General features: G+C 48.1%; 10 protein-coding genes. 9 read left to right on the forward strand and 1 reads right to left on the reverse strand.

Going from position 1 to position 12,581, the window contains the following annotated elements; translation table 11 throughout:
• Positions 1-28: 28 nt before the first annotated feature.
• Both QM657_RS18030 and QM657_RS18035 read left to right on the forward strand, forming a co-directional pair.
• The gene (locus tag QM657_RS18030) at positions 29-1,375 is read left to right on the forward strand and encodes a glucose-6-phosphate isomerase (protein WP_415068085.1); all 1,347 of its coding nucleotides are present in this window, start codon (positions 29-31) and stop codon (positions 1,373-1,375) included.
• Positions 1,376-1,543: 168 nt separating this feature from the next.
• Positions 1,544-2,311 carry a DUF6612 family protein gene (locus QM657_RS18035; protein WP_415068086.1) on the forward strand — a complete coding sequence of 256 codons (768 nt, stop codon included), beginning with the start codon at positions 1,544-1,546 and terminating at the stop codon, positions 2,309-2,311.
• A 61-nt stretch (positions 2,312-2,372) separates the two neighbouring features.
• Here QM657_RS18035 and QM657_RS18040 read toward each other — a convergent pair whose 3' ends face one another.
• Complete coding sequence (locus tag QM657_RS18040) at positions 2,373-2,639, reverse strand: hypothetical protein (protein WP_415068087.1); 267 nt, start codon at positions 2,637-2,639, stop codon at positions 2,373-2,375.
• 171 nt (positions 2,640-2,810) lie between these two features.
• On the opposite strand from QM657_RS18040, the gene QM657_RS18045 reads away from it, so the two are divergent.
• The 7 genes from QM657_RS18045 (at position 2,811) to QM657_RS18075 (ending at position 12,301) form a co-directional block, all read left to right on the forward strand.
• Complete coding sequence (locus tag QM657_RS18045) at positions 2,811-3,902, forward strand: hypothetical protein (protein WP_415068088.1); 1,092 nt, start codon at positions 2,811-2,813, stop codon at positions 3,900-3,902.
• 163 nt (positions 3,903-4,065) lie between these two features.
• Positions 4,066-4,665 carry a spore protease YyaC gene (gene yyaC / locus QM657_RS18050; protein ID WP_415068089.1) on the forward strand — a complete coding sequence of 200 codons (600 nt, stop codon included), beginning with the start codon at positions 4,066-4,068 and terminating at the stop codon, positions 4,663-4,665.
• 62 nt (positions 4,666-4,727) lie between these two features.
• On the forward strand, positions 4,728-5,993 hold the full coding sequence (locus QM657_RS18055) for a LysM peptidoglycan-binding domain-containing protein (protein ID WP_415068090.1): 1,266 nt from the start codon (positions 4,728-4,730) through the stop codon (positions 5,991-5,993).
• A 104-nt stretch (positions 5,994-6,097) separates the two neighbouring features.
• A complete protein-coding gene (locus QM657_RS18060) occupies positions 6,098-7,372 on the forward strand; it encodes a DUF5711 family protein (RefSeq protein WP_415068091.1) in 1,275 nt (424 codons plus the stop codon).
• Entirely contained in the window at positions 7,369-9,348 is a 1,980-nt protein-coding gene (gene tkt, locus QM657_RS18065; RefSeq protein ID WP_415068092.1) for a transketolase, read from the forward strand. The genes QM657_RS18060 and tkt overlap by 4 nt, the downstream gene beginning before the upstream one ends.
• A gap of 44 nt (positions 9,349-9,392) precedes the next feature.
• A complete protein-coding gene (locus QM657_RS18070) occupies positions 9,393-10,337 on the forward strand; it encodes an ROK family glucokinase (RefSeq protein ID WP_415068093.1) in 945 nt (314 codons plus the stop codon).
• 260 nt (positions 10,338-10,597) lie between these two features.
• Entirely contained in the window at positions 10,598-12,301 is a 1,704-nt protein-coding gene (locus QM657_RS18075) for a methyl-accepting chemotaxis protein (RefSeq protein WP_415068094.1), read from the forward strand.
• Positions 12,302-12,581 lie beyond the last annotated feature (280 nt).

Genomic DNA, 12,581 nt, shown 5'->3' on the forward strand with positions numbered 1-12,581 from the left:
GAAACAAAAGGAAAAGGAGAATAATGGCATGGGAAATGTAGTTTTTGATTATTCCAAGGCAGCAGGCTTTGTGTCGGCAGAAGAAATGGAAAATATGAAGGCAACCGCTATGTGTGCAAAGGATGTGTTGATGAGCAGGTCCGGCGCAGGCAGTGATTTCCTGGGCTGGATTGATCTTCCCGCAGCGTATGACAAGGAAGAGTTCCAGAGAATCAAGGAGGCGGCAGAGAAGATTCAGCGCGATTCCGACGTACTTCTCGTAGTAGGCATCGGAGGCTCTTATCTCGGCGCCAGAGCAGCCATAGAATTTTTATCCCACAGCTTTTATAATGTATTGCCAAAAGGAAAACGCAAAACTCCGGAGATCTATTTTGTTGGAAACAGCATCAGCAGCAAGTACCTCCATGATTTAGCGGATGTGCTGGAAGGAAAAAATTTCTCCGTTAATATTATATCCAAATCCGGTACGACCACAGAACCGGCTATCGCCTTCCGCGTGCTGAAGGATATGCTGGTTGAACGATATGGCCGTGAAGAGGCAAATAAAAGGATTTATGCCACTACGGATAAGGCGAGAGGGGCATTAAAGGGCCTGGCGGACAAGGAAGGATACCAGACCTTTGTGGTTCCCGATGATGTAGGAGGACGTTTCTCAGTGCTGACCGCAGTCGGTCTTCTTCCCATTGCAGTGTCCGGCGCTGATATCGATAGATTGATGGAAGGGGCAGAGGCTGCCAGAAAGGAAGCGTTAGAGGCTCCTTATGAGTCCAACGGCGCCCTTCAGTATGCGGCTGTGCGCAACATCCTTTTGAGAAAAGGGAAATCCATTGAAGTTGTGGCAAATTATGAGCCAAGCCTTCATTACATTTCCGAGTGGTGGAAGCAGTTATTCGGAGAGAGCGAAGGAAAGGACCAGAGGGGTATTTTCCCGGCCTCTGTGGATTTGACCACAGATCTTCACTCTATGGGACAGTTTATTCAGGATGGTGCCAGAATTATGTTTGAAACTGTTCTCGATGTGGAGGAATCTCCTGCAGAGATTCTTCTTAAGGAGGAAGAGGTGGATACGGACGGAATGAATTATCTGGCCGGAAGAAACGTTGATTTTGTCAACAAGAGCGCCATGAACGGAACCATTCTGGCTCATACCGACGGAAATGTGCCAAATCTCATGGTACATATTCCAAGTCAGGATGAGTACAGCCTGGGACAGTTATTCTATTTCTTTGAATATGCCTGCGGTATCAGCGGATATATTCTGGGTGTGAATCCCTTTAATCAGCCCGGCGTGGAAAGCTATAAGAAGAACATGTTCGCTCTTCTTGGAAAACCGGGATATGAAAAGGAAAGAGAAGAGTTATTAAAGAGATTATAAGGCCTTTGCGAGGGAGCCGGTGTTTACCAAAACACCGGCTCTTATCAGCAGAAAACTTAAAAACAGGGGAAAGTAAGAAAACTTTAAGACTTTTCCCAGCAATAAACAGTGGGTTTATAGAGTATAATCAGGAGTGTAACCGGAAACACCGTTTTCAAGGAGGAAGATATGAAAAAAGTTTTAGCGCTGTTACTCACGGGAGCCATGGCCTTGTCTCTGGCCGGCTGCGGAGGCCAGAACGCAAAGAAAATTTACGATGATGCTGCAAAAAAGACAGCAGAGCTGGATTCCATGGATGTGAGCTCCGTCATCGCCATGAAGATGATTCAGGGCGAAGAGACTGTGGACATTTCCATGGATATGGATATGAAAATTTCCGGTATCAATACGGACAGCATGAAATATCAGGCTGATGCCAATACAACCGTAATGGGCCAGAATCAGGAAATCTCCATGTATTATGAAGGCGGCTATTATTATATGGATGCCATGGGGCAGAAGATCAAATATGCCATGGACCTCGATGCCATGATGGAACAGATCAGACAGAGTACAGAAGGCTCAAGCATGGATTCTTCTTACTTAAAGGATATTCAGGCAAAGAAGGCTGGAGAGAATCAGAACTTAACCTATACCGTGGATGCCACCAAGATGGATTCTTATCTCCAGGATATTATGGGCCAGATGGGAACTGACGCGGAAGGCGTGACCTATAACATCAAGGAGGCCAGCGGAGAAGCCGTTGTCAACAAAGACGGCTATATTTCAAAGCAAAAGGTGAAGATGGTCTTTGAGATGGAGCTGCAGGGCCAGACCATCTCCATGGATATGGATGTGGATTCCACCTATAATAACCCAGGCCAGACCGTAGAGGTTACAACTCCCAATTTAGAGGGGTATGAGGAAGTGGATGCGAGCGCATTGCAGAATCAATAAGACGGATATATATGAAACAGCCGCACCGGTGATTTTTTTAATCATTGGTGCGGCTGTTTTTTTATTCTTCGATGACCTGAACTTCCAGAAAGTCAAATTCAATGCGTTCGATGAAATTGTCCTGGGTGAACCGGGTTTTGGAGTGTTTTTGAAAGTCCTTGACGGTGGAATCCAGCCACATCGGCTTTTCCAAATCAAACTGGTAGCAAATGTCCTCCAGAGCCTGAAAGACCATGGAAGTCCTGGAAAGGCTGTAGTCGGAAATGGAGATGACCGTATCTCTTTCAATTCTGGTATCTTTGATTATTTTTGCCCACATGCGAAACATAAATGGATTTTTCCCTTCTAAAATAAACGGCTATTTATGGTTCCTGTAATGAATGAAACGATTATAGCATCATTGAATGGAAAAAGGCAAGAGGTGATGTGGGGAACGTTGTAAAACGGTGAAAAATATGATAGAATCTTGGTAGGAAAAACCGAAGGAGGAAGACGGAAGATGGCTCAACCCATAACAGATCAGGTTGGTTTTCTTGGAGAAGCATGCAGGGCGGTCCAGGAGTTGTCTGCAAGCAAACGTTTATTGGAAGAATGCAGCCTGGAAGAGAAGCGTCTGGAAAAGGAATTGGATTCGGAGAGAAAGGCTGTGACAGATGCCATCAGCCTTACGGTGAAAAAAAGGATTGAAGAAATTAACAGCACCTATGACAGCGAGATATCCAGGGAACAGGACCGCTTAAAAAAGGTGAGAAGCAAGAGGGAAAAGGCTAAGAATCAGGGGGTTAAGGAACGGATTGAAGAGGAGACCACAGAGCTTAACAACAGCATAAAGGAGCTGAAGCTGGAAATGAAGGAAGTTTTCCGGCAGGACAAGGTTCCTGGCTTTTGCAAAAGCAGCCTGTATTTTTCCCTGTATATGCCCAGGGGGCTGGGGGAATTTTTCCTGTTGCTGCTGACCATATTCGTGTGCTTTCTGGCGATTCCCTATGGGGTTTATCTGCTGCTTCCAAAACAACTGCCTCTTTATCTGGTTGTAATTTATTTTGTGACAATTCTGTTTTTCGGAGGGCTTTATATTCTGGTCAATAACCGGACTAAGGTGAGACATCAGGCGGCCTTAAAAAGAGGAAGAAGCTTAAGGGACCAGATGAAGTCCAATAAGAGAAGGATTCGTTCCATCACCCGCAGCATTAAAAAAGACCGTGATGAAGCCGTATATAATCTGGAAAAGTTCGACGATGAGATCGCCCGTATCGAGCAGGACTTAGCTGACATCGCTGAGAAAAAGAAGGAGTCCTTAAACACCTTTGACAAGGTGACCAGAACCATTATTTCCGATGAGATTGCGGGAAACAGCAGAGAGCGGATTGAAGGGCTGGAGGCGGCTTATGAAAAGGCCAGCACCAGCGTGAAGGAAGCGGAGGTCCGGGTAAAGGAACAGACCTTATTTATCCATGATAATTATACTTCTTATATCGGGAAGGAGTTTATGGTTCCGGAAAAGCTTGATGAGCTGGCTGATATGATACGGCTTGGGAAGGCATCCACCATCAGCGAAGCGGAAGCCCTTTATAACAACCCTAAGGAATAATACGAAGGTGCAGGAGGAGACTGAAACGGTCTTGGCCTGCACTTTTTAAATTCATATTTACAGAAAAATGCCCCATAATATTTCCTGGCCCTGCAGGTGAATAATTCCAGAATCACCGGCTTATAATAGAACAGAGAAAATAAGGACAGCAAGGCAGGATATTATGAAATTATGGGAAAGAATCGGTATCCGTGGGAACCGGGACGTTTTTTATTATGACACAAAGCAGACCTTTGAAGCAGAAGAATTTGCCTCCAGGCTTTATCACATGATCAGTATGGAGCAGGAAATCAAACAGGCAGCAGGAGTGCTGTTCTTATGTATTGGAACTGACCGGTCAACAGGAGACAGTCTTGGTCCCCTGATCGGATATAAACTGCAGGAGAGTGCGGCCGGGCGGCTGGAGGTGCTTGGAACTTTAGAGAGGCCGGTACATGCCATGAATCTGGAAACGTATCAGACTATTTTAAAACTGCGATATCCCAATCACGTGGTGGTGGCAGTGGATGCTTCCGTGGGAAGCATGGAACACATCGGCTATGTGACCCTGGGAAGAGGGGCTCTAAAACCTGGCCTTGGGGTCAGCAAGGAGCTTCGGGCCGTGGGGGATATCTTTATAACGGGAATTGTGGGAAGCTGCGGAAACTACGATCCCTTAATGCTGCAGAGCATCCGCCTTTCCATCGTCATGCGCATGGCGGACTGTATCAGCCGCAGCATTTGTCTTGTCGAAAAGTTATGGGAAAACCCGGCCCTGCTTTGACATGTTTCTCACCCCCGGTATGCTATGATTCATTGGATTAAAAAGAATAGCGGGGTGAGCCAATGGGTGAATTATACAATCCGTCGCCGAATCTGCCCAGAAATATCAGGCAGATCGGGGAACGGGACCAGGTTGTAAAGTTGTATGTGGAAGATTATGTAAATACGTATTTGAAGCGTCTGTATCCTGCAGGCGGACAAGAGCTGCGGGTGGGAGTCCTCCTGGGAAGTCTGGAGATCTATGACGGAACGCCCTACATTTTCATTGACGGAGCCTTGGAAATGGAGGATGTGACGGAGTATGGAAAGAAGGTGGTGTTTTCTGAACTGGCGTGGAAAAAGACCTGCCAGAGCATGGAACAGCTCTTTCCAAGAAGATCGGTTCTGGGCTGGTTTTTATGCGGAAGGCCGGGAGATGATTTAAGCCCCCTCAATTACTGGAAGCAGCATGTTCAGTATTTTGGCGGTCCAAATAAGCTGATGTATTTGAGCAGCGGGGCGGACGGGGATGAGACTATTTACATAACGTCGGAGGACGGATTTTACAGGCTGAAGGGCTACAGCATTTATTATGAGCGCAATCAGATGATGCAGGATTATATGGTGCTGCGAAAGGATATAAAACGTATCGAAACCGATACTAATGATAAGGTGATCGAAGAATTCCGCAAGCGGATGGACGAGCATAAGGGAGATTTGACCGGCAGGTATCAGAGGGTCAGCATTCTCCGTGGCATGTGTATGGCCATGTCAGTCGTCATATTAGCTGGCGGAATTGTTATGTTTAACAACTATGAGCGCATGCGGGATATGGAAAGTGTGATCGCTTCAGCCATACCGGCCAGGGCGGAACAGATTCTGATCGGGAAGCAGGGCACCAAAAAGGACAGCAAAAAAGAATCCCAGGTGGTCGTGGAGGAAGCCGAAGGAGGAGTCTATCCCACTGAGGCGGTGAAGCAGGAAACCATGGCGCCGACACTGCCGGGACAGGGAGGGGAATCCCAAACCCAGGCAGCCGCAGAAACAAAAGCCGCGGCGGAGACTCAGGCGGCAGCGGAAACAAAGGCAGCATCAGAAACTCAGGCGGCAGAAACAAAAGCTGCGTCTGAAACCCAGGCAGCGGCCCAGGAAACGAAGGCTGCTCCCAAGGAGACAGAAGCGGCAGCAACCGGCAATTACCGGGTCCGTGTGGTACAGGAGGGGGAGACCCTGTACGGAATCTGTCTGGAGGAATATCAGTCTGTGAACCGGGTGAAAGAAATTTGTGAGATCAATGGGCTGGACGATGAAAATAAGATCGTTGCAGGCCAGAAATTGCTCCTTCCGTAGAAAAAGATAATGCGCTTCTCCTTAAAATGATGTATACTAACATAAACTGTGTTTTACAGGCAAATTCAGGCTGTTTGTTACAGGCATTCTCAGGAGAAAACTGCATGAGTGATATGAACTCTATGAACAGAGAGATTAAAAAGAATCAACTGCGCAGGCAGATTGTTCCTTCCTCTCCCGGAAGGGAAGAAGACAGCGGGGAAGTCATAAAAAAGGCCCGGACAAGGGGAAAAAAGAGAAGGATTAAAATATTTCTGGCACTGCTTTTCATTTTAGGAGCAGGTGCCATGGGCTTATACGGTTTTCTGACCTTTTATCAGTACAAGGGCTACAGCGTGGTCTGGGAAAAGGAGATGAACGAGGGAAGCTATGTAGGCTATTTAAAATTCGGCTCCAATGTGTTGAAATACAGCAAGGATGGAGCTTCCTACCTGGATTCCCAGGGCAAAGAGGTGTGGATACAAAGCTATGAGATGAAGTCCCCCTCAGCCAGCGTAAACGGAAATCATGCGGTCATTGCGGACCAGCAGGGAAATTCCATCTATGTCTTTGATAAGTCAGGAAACACGGGAATCGCCTCCACGGTGCTTCCCATTGTAAAGGCCACGGTATCCTCCCAGGGAGTTGTGGCTGCAGTTTTGGAGGATACCACGTCCAATTATATTTATTTTTTCAAACGGGATGGAAGTCCTCTGGATGTGAAGATCAAGGCCCTTTTGGGCGGGGATTCCGGCTATCCTGTGGACATCAGCTTATCTCCTGACGGCACCCAGCTCATGGGGGCCTATGCGTATTTAAAAAGCGGAACCTTAAACGGCAGAGTGGCCTTTCACAATTTCGCAGAAATCGGAAAGAGCATTCCGGACAGGCTGGTCGGCGGATTTGATGAGCCTTACGAAGCCTCTTTTGTGGCGGAGGTGGACTTTTTAAGCGATACGTATTCCTGCGCCTTTGCGGATAACAGCGTGTCCTTTTACTCCACGAAAAACGCCCTTTCCCCGGAGCTTCTGCGGCAGGTGGAAGTGACGGATGAGATCAAAAGCGTGTTTCATTCCGACAAGTACGTGGGGCTGATCGTGAACCATTCAGAAGGAGAGAACCCTTACCGCCTGGAGGTCTATAAGCCGGACGGCAGCCTTGTATTTTCCAGGGAATTCCAATATCCGTATACTTATGCCGATATTGACGGAGCCCATGTTATTTTGTATAATGAAGATTCGTGCAGAGTTTACAATATGTCCGGACGCCTTAAATTTGCCGGAACATTTGATTTTCCGGTATCGAAAATCCGAAACGGAAGATATCCCAATACTCTGATTGTTACAGGACCCCAGCATATGAAAGAAATAAGATTACAAATAGGAGGACAATACCAATGAGCAATGTCGATACCATGTCAATTAACGCAATCCGAATCCTTTCCGCGGATGCCGTCCAGAAGGCCAATTCCGGCCATCCAGGGCTGCCCTTAGGCTGTGCGTCAGCCGCTTATGAGTTATGGGCAAACCATATGAATCATAATCCGGCAGATCCCCAGTGGGCCAACAGGGACCGTTTTGTTTTATCAGGGGGTCATGGTTCCATGCTTTTGTATTCCCTGCTTCACTTATTCGGATACGGGGATTTGTCAAAAGAGGATTTGATGAATTTCCGCCAGTTGGGTTCCAAGACACCGGGCCATCCGGAATATGGCCATACAATCGGCGTGGAGGCCACAACAGGTCCTTTGGGCGCAGGTATGGGCATGGCTGTCGGTATGGCTATGGCTGAAAGCCACCTGGCTTCTGTATTTAACAAAGAGGAGTATCCTGTTGTAGATCATTACACCTATGTGCTGGGCGGAGACGGATGCATGATGGAGGGCATTACCTCTGAGGTATTGTCCCTGGCAGGCACCCTTGGCCTTGGAAAGCTGATTGTTCTGTATGATTCCAATAAGATTTCCATAGAAGGAAGCACTGACATTGCATTTACGGAAGACGTCCAGAAGCGGATGGAAGCTTTTGGTTTCCAGATCATTACCGTAGAGGATGGAAATGATTTAGAAGCCATCGGAAAGGCCATTGAAGATGCAAAGGCAGAGACGGACCGTCCTTCCTTTATCACCATCAAGACCGAGATCGGCTACGGCTGTCCGGGCAAGCAGGGAAAAGCCAGCGCTCACGGAGAGCCTTTGGGAGCTGACAATGTTTCCGCGCTGAAAGAGTATTTAAACTGGCCTTCCAACGAGCCTTTCTTTGTGCCGGAGGAAGTGTATGACAACTATAGAAAGATCGCAGCGGAAAAGGCAGAAACAGAAGCTGCCTGGAACGTGATGTTTGCCGCATACTGTCAGGAGTATCCTCAGATGGAAGAGCTGTGGAACGCATACCATGATCCGGATGCAGGAGAAAAGGCAGTGGAAGCTTGTGCTGATTTCTGGAAGGAACAGGAAAAGCCCGATGCAACCAGGAGCTTATCCGGTCAGGTGTTAAACCGCATCAAGACGTATCTGCCCGGACTGGTGGGTGGTTCTGCTGACCTGGCTCCTTCTACCAAGACCATTATGTCTGACATGGGAGATTTCTCCAGGGAAGACAGGGCTGGCCGCAACCTGCACTTTGGCGTGCGGGAACTGGGCATGACTGCCATTGGAAACGGACTGATGCTTCACGGCGGCCTTCGGGCGTATGTGTCCACCTTCTTTGTGTTCAGCGATTACACAAAGCCTATGGCCCGTTTATCCGCTTTGATGGGACTTCCTCTCACCTATGTGTTCACTCATGACAGCATCGGTGTAGGAGAAGACGGACCCACCCATGAGCCCATCGAACAGCTTGCCATGTTAAGGGCAATGCCTAATTTCCATGTATTCCGTCCCTGTGACGGAACAGAGACAGAAGCTGCATGGTATTCTGCATTGACTTCTAAAAAGACACCTACAGCCCTTGTGCTCACAAGGCAGAACCTGACTCCCATGCCGGGAAGCAGCAAGGAAGCCTTAAAGGGCGGTTACGTCATCGATGACTGTGAAGGAACTCCGGATTTGATCCTCATCGCCAGCGGTTCTGAGGTGGAGCTGGCTGTCAAGGCCAAAGGCCTTCTCTCTGACAAAAAGGTGCGTGTGGTATCCATGCCATGTATGGACTTATTTGAGGAGCAGACAGAGGAATATAAGGAATCCGTTCTTCCAAAGGCAGTGCGCAAGCGTGTGGCTGTGGAAGCGTTAAGCGATTTCGGCTGGGGCAAATATGTGGGACTTGACGGGGCTTATGTGACCATGAAAGGATTTGGCGCCAGCGGTCCGGCAAACCAGTTGTTTGAGCACTTTGGATTCACTGCAGAGCGTGTGGCAGAGGCTGCAAGAGCCCTGTAAGGGAACCAGAGGCATAATACAAAAGGAGAAGGAGCGAGCGGAACATGGGAATGAAGTGCATTGGTGTTGACGTGGGCGGAACCTCCGTCAAAATCGGTTTATTTGAAGTGACAGGAACCCTGATTCATAAATGGGAAGTTCCTACCAGAAAGGAAGAAGGCGGAAAGTACATCATAGAAGATGCTTCCAATTCCATCTTAAAGGTTCTGGAGGAGCGGAGCATTTCTCTCGATGAGGTAGAGGGCGTGGGCATGGGAGTGCCCGGCCCTGTTATGCCAAACGGATATGTGGAGGTCTGCGTCAACCTTGGCTGGCGGGACATGTACCCGGAGCGGGAAATGAGCGAAAGGCTTCACGGCCTCCCGGTAAGGAGCGGAAATGACGCCAATGTGGCGGCTCTCGGCGAAATGTGGCAGGGCGGAGGAAAGGGCTATGACGATATCGTTATGGTCACCCTGGGCACTGGAGTAGGCGGAGGCGTGATCATAGACCAGAAGATCGTTGCCGGAAAGCACGGCCTTGCAGGTGAAATCGGGCATATGCATATCCGGGATGATGAGACGGAACACTGCAACTGCGGCGGCGTAGGCTGCGTGGAGCAGGTTGCCAGCGCCACAGGAATTGCAAGGGAAGCCAGAAGAAAGATGGCTGCCTTGGATATTCCTTCCGTGCTCAGAGAGCAGGGTGACAATGTGACTGCAAAGGATGTGCTCGATGCCGCAAAAGCAGGAGATGAGCTGGCCTGTATCGTTATGGAAGTGGTAGGCCGCTACTTAGGGCTGACCCTCGCCCATATTTCCATGACAACTGACCCGGAGGTCTTCGTTATCGGCGGCGGCGTGTCAAAGGCAGGACCGTTTTTAATTGACAATATTTATAAGCATTACGATAAATTTACGCCCATTTCCCAGAACAAGAGCAAGATTCTCCTGGCGACTCTGGGCAATGATGCAGGCATTTACGGAGCAGCCAGACTGATTCTTGATTAAGCCTCTGTTTTGCCCCGGAAAGACTGATAGAATCATAAAAAACCCGCTTTTACATTTTTTTGTAATTGCGGGTTTTTGTGAAGGTATTTTTATTGACAAGCTGACCCGGATGTGCTAAATTTTAGCCAAGCTCATATGCTGCCTGAATCCATTCGAAGACGAACAAAAGATATCAGAACATAAAGTGCCGGTGGCTGCTTTTTTTTTGTTTTTTAGAGGCATTCAGAACTGTAATATCAGCATTATACTCCAAGGAGGAAATGATTATTATCATGAAAAAAGCCATCAAGCAATCCACCCTTATTTATGCTTTGAATGCCGGCTCTGTACTGCTGTTAATGGGCGTTGTAGCTGCATTCCTTTTTATGTTCCGAATGAATTCCGACATTGCTTTGGCTAACAGCCAGAAGTTTGACTTGACCCGGAATGCCACCATTTTTATGGATGGATCGTCCTATTTAACCAGCGAGGTGAGAGCTTATGCGGTAACAGGGGATGAAAGACATTATGACAATTACTGGAATGAGGTCAATAACTTAAAAAACCGCGATACAGGCGTAGCCAATATGAAAGAAATCGGCATTACGAGTGAAGAGCAGCAGAAGATTGATGAGATGTCCGCCCTCTCCAACCAGCTTATTCCTCTGGAAGATAAGGCCATGGAAGATGCCAGGGCAGATCGCAGGGAACAGGCAGCGGAATACGTTTTCGGCAGCGAATACGAAAGCGCCATAGGGAGAATCAATGGAATGAAGGGGGAATTTCTGGATATGCTGGAAAGCCGCACCCAGAAAAAGATTGATCAGCTTGAGACTTCCAGCAGAGTTTTACAGGCCTTTACGTTCCTGATGATTTTAATGATCGCCGCCATGCAGGCAGTCACCTTCCTGGTGATGCGCAAAAAGGTGTTAACCCCCATTGCTGCCGTTGAAAGGGAGATGGAAGAGATCGCCAGCGGAAATCTTTCCTCTGACTTTTCTCTTGAACCGGATACTTCTGAAATCGGTATGCTTGTCAATTCCATTCACAATACCCGGAGGACTCTTCACCAGTACATCGGTGATATTTCCGAAAAACTGAACCAGATATCGGGAGGAAACATAGACTTAACGGTTGATATTCAGTACATAGGTGATTTTGCTCCTATCCATCAGGCCCTTGAAACCATTATTTTCTCATTGAACAATACCCTGAGCCAGATCAACCAGGCGGCCCAGCAGGTGAGTCTGGGATCGGATCAGGTTGCCAGCGGCGCTCAGGCCCTGGCCTCAGGTTCTGCGGAGCAGGCATCTTCGGTAGAGGAGCTGAGCGCTTCCGCCAGGATGATTGCAGATCAGGCCGCAAAGAATTCCTCCAGCGTAAAATCAGCCGCTCAGCATATGGAAGAGGCTGTCGCAGGAGTGGAAACCGGAAATGAATATATGAAGCAGCTTACAGAGGCCATGAAGGAGATCGGGGACTCCTCCCATCAGATCACCAATATTACAAAGGTGATTGAGGATATCGCATTTCAGACGAACATTCTTGCACTGAATGCTGCCATTGAAGCGGCCCGTGCAGGAGAGGCAGGAAAGGGATTTTCCGTAGTGGCTGACGAGGTGCGCAGCCTGGCTGCCAAGTCCGGAGAGGCGGCCCGCCAGACGACAGCGCTGATTCAGGCTTCTGTTGCCTCTGTCAGTAAGGGCATACAAACGACCTCAGATACCGCTGTAGTTTTACAGGAGGTGGGAGTGAGGGCCAAATCAGTGGATGAGAGCATTGCAAAGATCAGACAGGCCTCTGCAGAGCAGGCCGATGCAATTGAACAGATCGAGCAGGGACTTAACCAGGTTTCCGCAGTGGTGCAGAACAATGCGGCCACAGCAGAAGAAAACTCTGCCACAAGTGAAGAGATGTCAGCCCAGGCAATCACCCTGCGGGATGAGATCAGACGGTTCAGGCTCCGTTCTCAGGCAGCGGGATGATTACGTGCCGGGAATGAGATAAATTACGGTTATTACAGAAAAAGTCAGGAAGGAAACCTGTTTGAGGATTTCCTTCCTGACTTTTTCTCCTGCCGGGTTTCCCGGCGGATTCGCTTATTTACAATTCAATAAATTATGATATAATAAAAACATTCAGCAAGAAAAAGACCTTATAAAATGAGGAGACCCCGGTTGGTGACAACCGGGGTAATTATGAAAAATCTATGTGCAATTTGATTGTTAAATCAAGTTGTCATATGTGATTTCTATGCATTTAGTA

This window comes from Lacrimispora sp. (assembly GCF_047605665.1).
Lineage (GTDB): Bacteria > Bacillota > Clostridia > Lachnospirales > Lachnospiraceae > Lacrimispora.